At 63.3% G+C, this 12,066-nt stretch carries 15 protein-coding genes; 7 read left to right on the forward strand and 8 right to left on the reverse strand.

What is annotated here, in order from left to right; translation table 11 throughout:
• Positions 1-239 precede the first annotated feature (239 nt).
• The gene (locus ACOZ90_RS00985) at positions 240-1,289 is read left to right on the forward strand and encodes a type II glyceraldehyde-3-phosphate dehydrogenase (RefSeq protein ID WP_422891755.1); all 1,050 of its coding nucleotides are present in this window, start codon (positions 240-242) and stop codon (positions 1,287-1,289) included.
• Positions 1,290-1,326: 37 nt separating this feature from the next.
• Here ACOZ90_RS00985 and ACOZ90_RS00990 read toward each other — a convergent pair whose 3' ends face one another.
• The 3 genes from ACOZ90_RS00990 to ACOZ90_RS01000 are packed head-to-tail and all read right to left on the reverse strand — an operon-like array spanning position 1,327 to position 2,188.
• Positions 1,327-1,584 (reverse strand): GDCCVxC domain-containing (seleno)protein, encoded by a 258-nt coding sequence (locus tag ACOZ90_RS00990; protein WP_479724348.1) that lies wholly within the window; start codon positions 1,582-1,584, stop codon positions 1,327-1,329.
• Complete coding sequence (locus ACOZ90_RS00995; RefSeq protein WP_422891757.1) at positions 1,532-1,822, reverse strand: heavy-metal-associated domain-containing protein; 291 nt, start codon at positions 1,820-1,822, stop codon at positions 1,532-1,534. The genes ACOZ90_RS00990 and ACOZ90_RS00995 overlap by 53 nt, the downstream gene beginning before the upstream one ends.
• Positions 1,823-1,831: 9 nt before the next feature.
• A complete protein-coding gene (locus ACOZ90_RS01000; protein WP_422891758.1) occupies positions 1,832-2,188 on the reverse strand; it encodes a mercuric transporter MerT family protein in 357 nt (118 codons plus the stop codon).
• A 44-nt stretch (positions 2,189-2,232) separates the two neighbouring features.
• Here ACOZ90_RS01000 and ACOZ90_RS01005 point away from each other — a divergent pair, with 44 nt between their 5' ends.
• The 4 genes from ACOZ90_RS01005 to ACOZ90_RS01020 all read left to right on the forward strand — a co-directional run bounded on the left by ACOZ90_RS01005 (position 2,233) and on the right by ACOZ90_RS01020 (position 4,527).
• A complete protein-coding gene (locus ACOZ90_RS01005) occupies positions 2,233-2,646 on the forward strand; it encodes a MerR family transcriptional regulator (protein WP_422891759.1) in 414 nt (137 codons plus the stop codon).
• 176 nt (positions 2,647-2,822) lie between these two features.
• A complete protein-coding gene (locus tag ACOZ90_RS01010; RefSeq protein ID WP_422891760.1) occupies positions 2,823-3,296 on the forward strand; it encodes a hypothetical protein in 474 nt (157 codons plus the stop codon).
• A gap of 184 nt (positions 3,297-3,480) precedes the next feature.
• Complete coding sequence (locus tag ACOZ90_RS01015) at positions 3,481-3,993, forward strand: nuclear transport factor 2 family protein (RefSeq protein WP_422891761.1); 513 nt, start codon at positions 3,481-3,483, stop codon at positions 3,991-3,993.
• Positions 3,994-4,176: 183 nt separating this feature from the next.
• Positions 4,177-4,527 (forward strand): four-helix bundle copper-binding protein, encoded by a 351-nt coding sequence (locus ACOZ90_RS01020; protein ID WP_422891762.1) that lies wholly within the window; start codon positions 4,177-4,179, stop codon positions 4,525-4,527.
• 9 nt (positions 4,528-4,536) lie between these two features.
• Here the strand turns inward: ACOZ90_RS01020 and ACOZ90_RS01025 are convergent, their stop codons facing one another.
• From ACOZ90_RS01025 to ACOZ90_RS01035, 3 genes are read right to left on the reverse strand one after another with little or no spacing between them, the layout of a single operon-like run.
• On the reverse strand, positions 4,537-5,580 hold the full coding sequence (locus ACOZ90_RS01025) for a phospholipase D-like domain-containing protein (RefSeq protein ID WP_422891763.1): 1,044 nt from the start codon (positions 5,578-5,580) through the stop codon (positions 4,537-4,539).
• A 3-nt stretch (positions 5,581-5,583) separates the two neighbouring features.
• Positions 5,584-7,008 (reverse strand): Cu(+)/Ag(+) sensor histidine kinase, encoded by a 1,425-nt coding sequence (locus ACOZ90_RS01030; protein WP_422891764.1) that lies wholly within the window; start codon positions 7,006-7,008, stop codon positions 5,584-5,586.
• Positions 6,998-7,681: a heavy metal response regulator transcription factor gene (locus ACOZ90_RS01035; protein ID WP_422891765.1), complete on the reverse strand. Its 684-nt coding sequence runs from the start codon at positions 7,679-7,681 to the stop codon at positions 6,998-7,000. The genes ACOZ90_RS01030 and ACOZ90_RS01035 overlap by 11 nt, the downstream gene beginning before the upstream one ends.
• 196 nt (positions 7,682-7,877) lie before the next feature.
• On the opposite strand from ACOZ90_RS01035, the gene ACOZ90_RS01040 reads away from it, so the two are divergent.
• Together ACOZ90_RS01040 and ACOZ90_RS01045 are read left to right on the forward strand one after the other, a co-directional pair.
• Positions 7,878-8,447 (forward strand): hypothetical protein, encoded by a 570-nt coding sequence (locus ACOZ90_RS01040; RefSeq protein ID WP_339399191.1) that lies wholly within the window; start codon positions 7,878-7,880, stop codon positions 8,445-8,447.
• Between the two features lie 68 nt (positions 8,448-8,515).
• Positions 8,516-8,875, forward strand: a complete 360-nt coding sequence (locus tag ACOZ90_RS01045; RefSeq protein WP_339399190.1) for a four-helix bundle copper-binding protein — start codon at positions 8,516-8,518, stop codon at positions 8,873-8,875.
• A 115-nt stretch (positions 8,876-8,990) separates the two neighbouring features.
• On the opposite strand, the gene ACOZ90_RS01050 is transcribed toward ACOZ90_RS01045, so the two are convergent.
• Together ACOZ90_RS01050 and ACOZ90_RS01055 are read right to left on the reverse strand one after the other, a co-directional pair.
• A complete protein-coding gene (locus tag ACOZ90_RS01050) occupies positions 8,991-10,004 on the reverse strand; it encodes a copper resistance protein B (protein ID WP_422891766.1) in 1,014 nt (337 codons plus the stop codon).
• Positions 10,005-10,009: 5 nt separating this feature from the next.
• The gene (locus tag ACOZ90_RS01055) at positions 10,010-11,827 is read right to left on the reverse strand and encodes a copper resistance system multicopper oxidase (protein ID WP_422891767.1); all 1,818 of its coding nucleotides are present in this window, start codon (positions 11,825-11,827) and stop codon (positions 10,010-10,012) included.
• Between the last annotated feature and the right edge of the window lie 239 nt (positions 11,828-12,066).

Genomic DNA, 12,066 nt, shown 5'->3' on the forward strand with positions numbered 1-12,066 from the left:
GGCACAAAGCCCAATGATGCCACCGCATTCAGCAGCACAGGTTGCGGGAGGGTTATGGCGCGCTTGGACCATCCAGCATAAGTTGCAGACCGAGATCGCCCTGGGGCGACATGTTCAGACGTTCACTGGATGCGGCACCGAGGAAAGTAGCGGGCCCGCTTTCGTGAAATACTTGGCCCGCATTCTGAGACAATCTGCGACACATGACAGCGGGTCGATTCCGCCGCAAGGAGAAGCAAATGAGCCCAGCGAAGAAGATCCGGGTGGCCGTCAACGGCTACGGCGTGATCGGGAAGCGTGTCGCCGAAGCCGTGGCCCAGCAGGACGATATGGAGCTCGCAGGAGTTGCGGATATCAGTATCGACTGGCGTCCGCGCATGGCGATGCAGAAGGGTTTTCGCCTGTTCGGGGCAACCGAAGAACATGCGGAGGCGATGCGGAAATCAGGCCTCGACGTCGCGGGAAGCCTGGATGAGCTGCTCGGGGTGAGCGATCTGGTGGTCGACTGCACGCCGAAGCGGATCGCGGCGGAGAACGTCGACGTCTATCGACAAAGGGGAATCAAGTTCATCGTCCAGGGCGGCGAAAAGCACGAGGTGACCGGACACTCCTTCGTCGCCGAGGTCAGCTATTCGAGCGCGCTGAACCGGGAAAGTACGCGCGTCGTTTCCTGCAACACAACCTCGATCGTCCGCACCCTCACCGCATTGAAGCACGCGGGCCTGCTGCGGCGCGCGCGCGGGACGCTGCTGCGCCGCGCCACGGATCCGTGGGAAAGCCATCTCGGCGGGATCATGAACACCCTCGTCCCCGAGCCCGAGATTCCCAGCCATCAAGGACCGGACGCGCAGAGCGTCGACCCCGACCTCGATGTCGTCACGATGGCAGTCAAAGTGCCGCAGACGCTGGCGCACTTGCACTACTGGTCGGTGCAGTTGACCCGACGGGCCTCCAGGGAAGAGGTGCTGGACGCGTTTGCCGCATCGTCGCGGATCGCCCTGATACGCACGGACGCCGGCTTGTCGGCTCTCAATACAGTCAAGGAACTCATGGCCGATCTCGGCCGGCCGCATGACAATCTCTATGAAGTGGCTGTGTGGTCGGACATGCTGAAGGTCCAGGGGGACGAGCTGTTCTACGCCTACATGGTCGATAATCAGGCGATCGTCATTCCAGAGACCATCGACGCGGTCCGGGCATTGACCGGAACGATGAGCAGCGCCGAAGAATCGATTGCCAAAACCGATGCGACGCTCGGGATCGGCTTGCTGACCGACATCACCGGGTAACGATGATCGCAGGAATAGGCGACGCCACGCTCGCAGATCAGCCGCAGCATGGGCTTTGTTGCTGGATCGGCGGACATGGCACTGTCCCGAACGAGCAGAACACACAGCAGTCGCCCTGATTGGGCCGCAGGACCACTCCACAGCCAGCGCACTCGTAGAAGAACTGGCACGCGGTGACTGGCATTGTCTCGCGCGCCCGATGCCCGCATTCCGGACAGGTCAGGATGCTTTCGAGCTCGACGCTACTCACCGTCGGTCCGCACCGTCGCCGGGAAACCTGCCTCCGTGACTGCACGCGCGATCGCGGTGGTATCCGTCTGGCTCGAATCGAACGTCACCGTGACTGTTTCCGCCCGGGTGTCGACCTTCGTGTCGGTGACGCCCGACACCTTCTCCAGCGCCTTCCTGATGGTGATGCCACAGGCGGGACAGGTGATGTTCTCGGCATCGAGCACCACCACGGCCGCAGGCGCGGCCGCCATGGCCGCACCGAGCGAAAATGCAGCAACCAGGGTCAGTATCCACTTGCGCATTGCGTCCTCCTACAGGATCCAGACGATGTAATAGGGAAAGGGCAGCAACAGGGCGATGACGGCTGTCGCCAACCACAGCCAACGCCGCCGGCGCCGCAGGGTGCCGGGCTCGACGCAGTAGCCATTCACGCCGCACCGTACTGCTGGTCGATACAGCATCCAGAACGCCACCACCAGGGCCAGGATGGCGACGGCGCTAAACCAGGGCCTCAGGGGATCGAGCGCAGTAAAAGTGCTGATCCAGGCGCCGCTGACCCCCATGAGCACGAGCACCAGCGGGACCACGCAGCAGACCGAAGCTCCGATTGTGGCGAGGCCAGCGGCAACGACGGCGACGACTGGAGATTTGGGGTGCGTACGCGACATGAGAGCTATACTAACTTCCGTACCATGGTACGGAGTCAAGGCCATTGAATACCCAGACGTTGACCATCGGGCGGCTCGCAGCGGCCGCAAACGTGAACGTGGAAACCGTCCGCTACTACCAGCGTCGCGGATTGCTTCCGGAACCTGAGCGTCCCGCAGGCAGCGTACGCCGTTACGGGTCGGATGCGGTGAGGCAACTTCAGTTCATCCGTCGGGCCCAGGCCATGGGGTTCAGCCTCAGGGAAGTTCAGGCACTCCAGCAGGTGGTTGGGAATTCTTCGTGCGAGCAGACGCAATTGCTCACCGCGCGCAGGCTCGCCGATGTCCGTGGGCGCATTTCCGATCTGCGGAAGTTGGAAGCCGATCTGGAAAAGCAGCTCGACAGGTGTGTCCAGGCTCCTGCCGGAACACCCTGCCCCACCCTGGACGTGCTGAGCGGACGACATGCCGGTTTTTGATCAGCCCCGATCCCGATAGGCGCGCAACCGCAGGGCGCTGAACATCACCAACAGCGTCACGATCCTGTCGTGTGTCCCGGCCCGGGACAGGCGCCGGGATAGTGCTGCTAGCATGCGGTACGCTCGCCTTGCGTCGATTCGCGGGCGCCACTCCGTTGTCAACCGAGGAACGCATCATGACCCGTTTGATCTTCCTGGCAATTTCGACCCTGCTGCTCGCGGCGGGCTGTACCTCCGAGACCCCTGCACAGCACCAGGCCGAAATCGTCCCAACCCAGACACCCGCGGAGGGCGAAACAGACGCGATCGAGCGCAACGTCGTCCAGATCGAGATGGAGCTTCTGACCACGGTCCTCGAGAACGCCGTGCGCGGAGTTGGTGATGGCGTCGTCAGCCACATCGCGGATGAGCTCCATCAGCTGGACGAGGCCAAGCACGCCACCGAGGCAGCGATCGAGGACGGGAGCTATGTACTCCCCCGCAACAGCGACCAGCTCTCCGCCTTCCTGGCGATGGACGGCGCCTTCCACGACCAGCTAGAAGCAATGATCAACGCAAGCCGCGCGGACGACGTTCCCGCAATGGCACTGGCCATCGGCGACACGCTGAACTCCTGCTATTCCTGTCACGCGTTGTTCCGCGACCCCTGAGCCCGACCGCGTGAGCGCCCCGCACCGGCCCACGAGCATCACCAGGCCAAGCACGACGGCAGGTCGCAATCACGGGCTCACGCAGCCCTTCGGGACCGCCACCTGTCACCACGCCCCAACAGCACCCACGCCCGTGGCCGGTGACGGCCACGCGAGCACCCATTGATCTCCTGGAGTCCAGCAAATGAACGCAGCAGCGACCTCCCTCACCCTCGCCCTGACGCTGGTCGTCGTTTCTCCCGTGATGGCGCAGACGACACCATCGCATGAACAACATCACCCCGCCGCTGCGGCATCCGCGGATGTGGACGTCCCAGCGGTCGCAACGGCCGCCGTTGCGGTGACAGAGCGGTTCAACATCGCCCTGTCCAGCGGCGACCTGGCCACGGTGGAGGCCCTGCTCGCAGCCGACGCCCTCATCCTGGAGTCCGGAGGCGCCGAGCGCAGCCGCGAGGAATATATGGGCCATCACGCAGTCAGCGATGCAGCCTTCCTCAAAGACGCCCATCGCCAGCTGCTTCGCCAGCGTGCACGAGTCGCTGGCGAGTTCGCATGGGTCGGAACCGAGAGCGAGCTGCACGCCCAGAACGACGGCGAGCCACTGACCCTCCAGAGCACCGAGACGATGGTGCTGAAGCAGACCGCCGACGGTTGGCGGATTGTTCACATCCACTGGTCATCGCGGACCAAGCGCTGAGCGGATAGCCCGGAGCGCCAAGGCGTTCCCTAAGCACAGAGTGGGCGCCAACAGCCCTACACCGTCGAGCTGGGCCATCACGACGGCACCACCGAACCATTTGCACAATATTGCTCCGATGGAGCAACAGGGGGCGGTGTTGCGGGCGCGCCGACTCTCGCCTGCAGGAAGAAGGAGAATCACATGACTCACCATTCCGCAGCCCACCGGTCCCAAGCCATGAACGAGTGCATCGACAACTGCACGCAATGCCACGCGATCTGTCTGGAAACCATCAACTACTGCCTGACCAAAGCAGGCGACCACGCGGCGCCGGAACACATCGCGCTACTGGCGACGTGTGCCGATATCTGCGCCACCAGTGCCAATGCGATGCTGCGCGGCGCAAGCGTTCACGACGTCGTGTGCGGTGCCTGCGCGGAGATCTGCCGCCAGTGCGCAGATTCATGCGACGCCATGAACGACTCCGAGATGGCGCGCTGCGCTGAAGTCTGTCGCCGCTGCGCCGAAAGCTGTAGCGCCATGGCAGCGTGATGCGTAGAGTCAGAGCCAGCGGCGGGCCCACCAGCCGATCAGTTGGGTAAACGGCGAGTGCCACGGTCTGCGCTGTAACCAGTCGGGGGTGACTTCCGCGGCTTCGCGCAGATCCCGCACGAATTGCCCGGCGAGCTGCCCGTTCAGCGAAGGGCCGTGCTCGAACAGATTGAGCTCATCGTTGACGAAGAAACTGCGGTAATCGAAGTTCGCCGTGCCCACCGTCGCCCAGTCGTCATCCACCAGGATCGTCTTCGCATGGAGGACGCGGGGCTGGTACTCCCAGATCCGTACGCCCGCCGCCCGCAAGCTGGCATAGGCTGCGTGTGCGGCCCACTGGGTGATGGGAACGTCGCTTTTGCCTGGCACCAGCAGGCGCACGTCCAGGCCTCGCCTGGCAGCATCGCGCAGGGCCGCCTGGCTGCTTCGGTCCGGGACGAAGTACGGAGTAGTCAACCAGATCCGGTGACGCGCCGCGCGGAACGCATCGGTGAACTCGCAGTGCAATACGTGCCGACAGCGCCAGTTGCTGTTAGGCACCAGCGTCCGGCCTGAGTGCGTGGCGGGTGGCCAGGGCGCACGCGGGTACGCATCGAAGTGGCGAATGGCATCCTGCACGAGTTCACCCTGGAACCGGAGGTGGGTGTCGCGCCACCGCCCGGGGCCGACGGCTGCGGCCGAACTGTCCCGATGGATGTTGAACCCGCCCAGGTAGGCAGCCGCGTCGTCCACGATCAGCAATTTGCGGTGGTTGCGCCGATGGAACGACCACGGCCGCCTCCACGACCATGGACGGCTCCACTGCAGTTCCACCCCTGCGGCGCGCAATGCGGCCAGCCGCGTACTGGAAAGCATGTCCCAGGAGCCGACGGGATCGATGCGGAGTCGGACCCGTATCCCGCGCGCAGCCGCGATGGCCAGGAGATCGAGGATCGGCCCTCCGGCCTCGTCATCCGCGAAGATGTAGAACTCCATGCGGATGGTGGAACGGGCGGCCGCGATGTCTTCGCGCAAATCGGCGTAGAGCGCGTCACCTTCAATATAATGCCGCATGGTTCATGCGCCCCTCCCATCCGAGACCGGAAGAACCATGCAGAACCGGGTCGAGGAGTCATCCGACTCTGCGTACACCTCCCCCCCGTGTGCGTCGACAATGGTCTTGACGATGGCCAGCCCCAGTCCGGCGCCATCGCCCTTGTGTTGCCTGGAAGGATCGGCCCGATAGAAGCGGCTGAAGAGGTGCGACAGGTCTTTGGCATCGATCTTCGGACCCGGATTTTCTACAGAGATCCTCGTGGCATCCGTGCTCTGCTCGATGCGCACCGTCACGGCCTTGCCGGCAGGCGTATAGCGAATCGCATTGGAAAGCAGGTTGCTCAGCGCCCTGCGGAGCATTTCCTTGTCCGCATGGACGTGGCTCGCCGTGCCCAGCAACTGCAACGAGACGCCGCGATCTTCAACCCAGGCATCGAAGTACTCGAACAGTCCCTGGATGGTCTCGGCCACATCCAGTTCCTCGACACGGATGTTTTCGGGGGAGTTTTCGGTCTGTGCCAGGAACAGCATGTCGTTGATCATGCGATTCAGGCGACCCAGCTCCTCGAGGTTGGAATACAGGATTTCCCTGTACTCATCCGCTGGGCGGACCTGGCCAACAGCGACCTCGGTTTGCGTTGTCAGGTTGGTGACCGGCGTTCTCAACTCGTGGGCGATGTCGGCTGACACGTTCGCCAGCTGGGCATAGCCGTCCTCGAGCCGACCCAACATGGCGTTGAAGGAAGAAATGGTTTCTTCCAGCTCGATGGGAACCTCTCCCGGGTCGAGCCTGACGTGGAGGCGGGATGACGTAATCGCACGGATCTTCTGATTGGCCTTCCGGATCGGGATGTGCCCCCAACGCACCGCGATCCACGCCACGAGGATCGCAAGGCACATGACCACAAGTACGGTCCAGCCCTGGATGCGCTTGAAGTCGCGGATGAATGCCAGGTGCACGCCAATGTCCATGGCCACAGCGATCGTGTAGCGCTCCCCCAACCGCTGATCGTCGCCAACACGAAGGACGGCCCCCCGGTAATGGTGGCCTGCCTCCTCCCACACGGTCATTCGCTGGCCCGACTCCAGCCGAAGGGGCTGCTGGTTCTCGACAAACCGCCGGAGGTCGGGACCATCTTCGGGTGCGTACAGCGTAGTTCCTGCGGAGTCGGCGACATAGTAATAGACACCGTGATGACCCCGTACGGCCCGCTCGAGCGCGTCTTGGTCGCCTTCCAGCGCCATGTCCCCCAAGGCCTTGATTACGGAATTGGAGATGACCTCGAGCTCTTCCTCGTCCATTTCTGCGAAATGCAGGTCCAGGGATCTCACGCTGATCCAGTTGAACACCAGGAAGACGAGCAGCATGGCGATGCCGACCAAGCCGGTGACACGCCAGGCTAGCGACACGGGTCGCCGCAGCAACCGCCGGTCTTCACTCCCCATCCGGGACATCCAGCGTGTAACCCATTCCACGAACCGTTTGGATGAGCTTGGGTTCGAAATCATCATCGATCTTCGCGCGCAAACGCCGTATTGCGACGTCGATGACGTTGGTGTCGCTATCAAAGTTCATGTCCCATACCTGGGACGCGATCAGCGAGCGAGGCAGCACCTCCCCTTGCCGCCGCACCAGCAACTCCAATAGCGCAAATTCCTTGTTGGTCAGGTTGACCCGCTTGCCTGCCCGGATTGCGCGTCGACGGGGCAAATCAAGCTCCAGGTCCATCACCCGCATTCGGTCATGCTGTGTGGGCAGCGCCCCGCGCCGCAAGAGGGTACGCACCCGCGCCAATAGCTCGGCAAAAGCGAACGGCTTGACCAGGTAGTCGTCCGCTCCGAGTTCAAGCCCTTCGACGCGATCATCCACGTCCGAAAGCGCGGTCAAAAACAGAACCGGCACCTGGTTGCCTGCGTGCCGGACCGTGCTCAGGATCCGGCGACCATCAATGTCGGGCAACATCACGTCCAGGATGATGAGATCGTAGGTCTCCGTCATCGCCATGTGGTGCCCATCCAGGCCGGTGCGGGCCAGATCCACCACGAAGCCCGCCTCCATAAGTCCCTGGCGGACGTAGTCCGCGGTTTTGTTTTCGTCTTCGACGACCAGCAGTTTCATGTTTATTGACGGGCCCGAGGGGAGCGGATTGTCCATTGGTAGCAGCCTGGTAACGGTATCCGGGCGAGCCTGCCGCCCACATGACGCGAACATTACCAATATGTAATGCTGGAGTCAGCGGGACGACAATGGGCGCCGCTAGCATGGGTTACACCGTGCCGAAGCGCGTTCGGCCTCATGCAACGAGGTGCGCCCGTTGTCCCGACCGCTGCCCTTTCTGCGATCTCCCCGTCCGCAGTTTGTTCGTGGCCTCAAGACCGCTGCGGTCGTTGTGCTGCTGGTGGCGCTGGTGGCTTGGCTCGAAGGCCTGATTCCGACCTTCGGCGCAGCGGCCTTTCTGCTGATCCTTCTTGTGACCATCGGCGTGTATACGGTGCTGGAACGCGACCGGGATTGCTGCGAAACCTCTGCCGGGCCAGCCAGCATTCCCCACGCGGAACATCTCGGGGATAGCGCCCCTGTTTCGCCACTTGAAGCCGAGGCGGCAGCGGCCCGGGAGACCGGGCAGCACCCGGCCAAAGCGACTGATCCGTCCGTGGCGACAGCGCACAGCACGAACGGCGGGTGTTGCAGCGCCAGGCCTGACCACTCGCGCGAGTCGGGACTCCCCGGGAAGGAGCATCAAACCCGCGATCTGAGCCAGCTACAGGAACCGCCTGGAAATCCTCCCGGGACGGGTTGCTGTCACCCCGCCGAAGTGAACAACCCGTTGATGGTCGAGGCTGTAAAGCATGACAGCGCGACCGGGGTATCTCACAACCACTGACTGCGTTCAAAAGGGGGCGGTGATGCGGGCACGCCGATTTCTTGCCCGTCAGGAAGAAGGAGATCCACATGACTCACCATTCCGCCGCTGACAGACCCCAGGCAATGAACGAGTGCATTGACAACTGTACGCAGTGTCATGCGATTTGCCTGGAGACCATCAACTACTGCCTGACCAAGGGAGGCGACCATGCCGCGCCGGAGCACATCAGCCTCTTGGCTGCCTGCGCCGACATCTGCGCGACCAGTGCCGACGCAATGTTGCGTGGTACGAGCGTGCACGGCGTAATCTGTGGTGCCTGCGCCGAGATATGCCGCCGATGCGCGGATAGTTGCGAGTCCATGGGCGAGGACGAGCAGATGAAGCGCTGCGCGGAGATCTGCCGGCGCTGTGCCGATAGCTGCGAGGCCATGGCGTCCGCGGCCTGATTTCAACACTCAAGGTCCGGCCTCAAGGGCCGGACCTTGGATCTGTGGCGAAAGCTGCGGCGGTGACTGATCCTGCCATCGGTTGCGGAGGCCATGGCGCGCACGGTGAGGTTCGTCAGAACCAGATCCTCAGCCCCACAACCCATTTGCTGTCGTTGCGCGGCTGACCCGCCATTGCACGCAAATCCGCGGTGCGTCCATGGCTCCATTCGCGCTCAAAACCGATGTACGGCGCGAACTGGCGACGGATCTCGTAGCGCATTCGCAGACCGCCTTCCACCGTGCTCAGGCCGGAGCCCACCAGCTGTTCCGGGTCGGACTTGCCGAATGCGGTGGCTTCCGCCTTCCAGGTCAGGATCAGGCGGTTGGTGAGCAGCATCTCGTACTCGGCTTCAACGTTCAGTGCCGTGCGGCCGCTTTCGCCGATATAACCGGTCGCTTCCACCTCGAACAGATAAGGGGCCGTCCCTTGCACTCCGAACGCGGCCCAGGTTCGCGACGGCCCGGCTCCGAAATCCTGACGAATGCCCGCGACCAGATCCCACCATGGCCGGACCGGACGCCCGTAGAGCACCTCCAGCCGCCCACTTTCAACGGTCCCGTCCAGGGCATGGCCTTCGGTGCGCAGCCAGAGACGGTGCAAGTCGCTGCCCATCCATGCGCTGGCCTCCCAGCTGAGATCGGTGCCGGCGTTGGTGTCCGATGTTTCGAACTGGTCCAACAGCCAGAAAGAGTGCCGACTCGAACCGTGTTGGTGGTGCGGCTTCAAGGTTGGAAACGCGGCGGCGCGGTCGGCATCGGTAAGTGCTGGGATGGGATCGCGCGGTTCGTGACTCGGCCGCCTGCCCTCCTGGGGGTGGGCCATATCCGGCTGATCATGGATATTGCCAGGGTCGCCAGACTCGTGTGTCAGGGCATGAGCGCCATGATGCAGATGATGTGCGGAGTCATGCCCCGCTTCGTCGGGCACGGCGTGCGCGGCCCCCTGATCTGCGTGACCGCGGGCCGTACTTTTGGTTTCGGCAACCGGTGGAACGTCGGAATGCTCGTGAGCGTGATCTTGCTGGGCCTTGGCCGCCATGGGGGCTGCCAGGCTGGCAACCAGCGCAAGCCACAGTGCGGATTTCACCGGCCTCATTCCTCTACCCTCACTTCGCGGAACATCCCCGCTTCCATGTGATAGAACAAATGGCAGTGGTACGCCCAACGCCCCAGTGCATCGGCCCGGACGCGATAGCTTCGCTTCGTGCCAGGCGGCATGTCGACCGTGTGCTTGCGCAAATGGAAGTTGCCCTGCTCGTCCTCAAGGTCGCTCCAGAGGCCGTGCAGGTGGATGGGGTGGCTCATCATGGTGTCGTTGACCAGCACGATCCGCATGCGCTCGCCATAGGTCAGGCGCAGCGGGTCAGCATCGTTGAATCGGATGCCATCAAACGACCAGGAGAACCGTTCCATGTGGCCGGTCAGGTGAAGTTCCACCGTACGTCCGGGTTCGCGTCCATCGGGATCATCAAACAGGCTCCTGAGTTCCGCATACGTAGCCACATGGCGCCCATTTTCCCGCAGCCCGATGCCGGGATCGGCGAGCTTGGGCTCTGGCGTCATGGTCTGCATGTCCACCAGCGGATTGTCGGTTTCGCTGTCCGGGTGTTGCTGCATACCGCCACCGTCGCGGGCGGCGTGGCCGTGGGACGCATGCCCGCCGTGGTCGTGGTGCGACTGTGCCGTTCCGGCGTGTTCAGCTGCTGGAGAACTCCCATGACTACCGCCATGCGCGCCATGATCGCCATGGCCCATGTCCGCCATGGTCAGAAGCGGACGCGGATCGACGGCCGGGACAGGCGCCCGAAGGCCGTCGCGGACCGCCAGCGTGCCGCTGACATAGCCCGTGCGCGCATTGTCCTGGGCGAAGATGGTGAACGCATCCTGCCCCGACGGCTCGACGATCACGTCAAACGTCTCGGCGGCGCCCAGCCGGATCTCATCGACAGTCAAGGGATGCACATACTGGCCATCGACGGCCACCACGGTCATCTTGAGACCCGGGATGCGCACGTCGAAATAGGTCATCGCCGAACCGTTGATAACGCGCAGGCGGATCTTCTCGCCCGGGCGGAACAGCGCCGTCCAGTTGCCCAGCGCCGTGACCCCGTTCATGAGGAACGTGTAGGTGTGGGCGTTGACGTCGGAGAGATCCGTTGGCGTCATGCGCATGCGCCCCCACTCGCCCCTGTCGCGCAGTGTTTCCCGCAGGCCTTCCTGGCGCACGTCCCGGAAGAAGTCGCCGACCGTACGTTGGTAATAATTGTCGTACTCGGAGAATTTCTTCAGGCGGTCAAACAGCCGGGCGGGATCCATGTCGGTCCAGTCCGACAGGAAAACGACGTAGTCCCGGTCATAGGTGAACGGCTCCGGGTCAATCGGATCGATGATCAGCGGGCCGTACATCCCGCCCTGCTCCTGGAACCCGGAGTGGCTGTGATACCAGTAGGTACCGCCCTGGCGAACGTCGAATTCGTACAGGAAGCTCTGCCCCCGATCGATGCCGTCGAAGCTCAGGCCCGGGACCCCATCCATGTTGGAAGGCAACAGGATTCCATGCCAGTGGATCGATGTGGCCCCACCGTGGATCGACCCAAGCGGAAGGTCGTTGCGGACCCGCAGTTGCACCCGGGTACCTTCCTTCCAACGCAGGATCGGACCCGGTACTGAACCATTGATGGTGATGGCCGGTCGGGTCTTGCCGGTGTAATTGACGAGTGTCTCGCCGATGCTCAGATCAAACTGGGTGCCTGCCAGCACCTCGGGTTGGCCTGGCGAGCGCAACGCCCAGCTTTGCCTGGGCCAGGCGCCCAACGCCAACAGGCTGCCGCCTGCGGCCAGGCCTTGGACGAACCGGCGGCGGGTAAAGGCCGGCCCTTGAAGGCCGAGATCAGGGGTACCAAGGGACATCAGGATCTCCAAATCATTGCGCTTCCAACCCGCACCCCCCAGACGAAAAGCTACGCCCGGGACGACAAGGCGGAGGCATGAATCTAGGCTGCGGCGACTGTCCAGACGCTGACCCCAATATTACTTTTGCGTCATGTCCTTCCCGCCGCGGCCATGACGCGATGAGCGGCGCTGGCGACCAGGCGCTGCCGCGGCCCGGCATGGATGACAGGAACGTAATGAATGGGTCACTGGGGTGA

This window comes from Luteimonas dalianensis (assembly GCF_049339425.1).
In the GTDB taxonomy this organism is placed as follows: domain Bacteria; phylum Pseudomonadota; class Gammaproteobacteria; order Xanthomonadales; family Xanthomonadaceae; genus Luteimonas; species Luteimonas dalianensis.

Excerpts from the sequence above, each read along its gene's own strand:
- ACOZ90_RS01025 (WP_422891763.1), bottom strand. The coding sequence starts at position 5,580 with ATGCGGCATTATATTGAAGGTGACGCGCTCTACGCCGATTTGCGCGAA.
- ACOZ90_RS01015 (WP_422891761.1), top strand. The coding sequence starts at position 3,481 with ATGAACGCAGCAGCGACCTCCCTCACCCTCGCCCTGACGCTGGTCGTC.
- ACOZ90_RS01035 (WP_422891765.1), bottom strand. The coding sequence starts at position 7,681 with ATGAAACTGCTGGTCGTCGAAGACGAAAACAAAACCGCGGACTACGTC.
- ACOZ90_RS00985 (WP_422891755.1), top strand. The coding sequence starts at position 240 with ATGAGCCCAGCGAAGAAGATCCGGGTGGCCGTCAACGGCTACGGCGTG.
- ACOZ90_RS01030 (WP_422891764.1), bottom strand. The coding sequence starts at position 7,008 with ATGGGGAGTGAAGACCGGCGGTTGCTGCGGCGACCCGTGTCGCTAGCC.
- ACOZ90_RS01010 (WP_422891760.1), top strand. The coding sequence starts at position 2,823 with ATGACCCGTTTGATCTTCCTGGCAATTTCGACCCTGCTGCTCGCGGCG.
- ACOZ90_RS01055 (WP_422891767.1), bottom strand. The coding sequence starts at position 11,827 with ATGTCCCTTGGTACCCCTGATCTCGGCCTTCAAGGGCCGGCCTTTACC.
- ACOZ90_RS01020 (WP_422891762.1), top strand. The coding sequence starts at position 4,177 with ATGACTCACCATTCCGCAGCCCACCGGTCCCAAGCCATGAACGAGTGC.
- ACOZ90_RS01000 (WP_422891758.1), bottom strand. The coding sequence starts at position 2,188 with ATGTCGCGTACGCACCCCAAATCTCCAGTCGTCGCCGTCGTTGCCGCT.
- ACOZ90_RS01045 (WP_339399190.1), top strand. The coding sequence starts at position 8,516 with ATGACTCACCATTCCGCCGCTGACAGACCCCAGGCAATGAACGAGTGC.
- ACOZ90_RS00995 (WP_422891757.1), bottom strand. The coding sequence starts at position 1,822 with ATGCGCAAGTGGATACTGACCCTGGTTGCTGCATTTTCGCTCGGTGCG.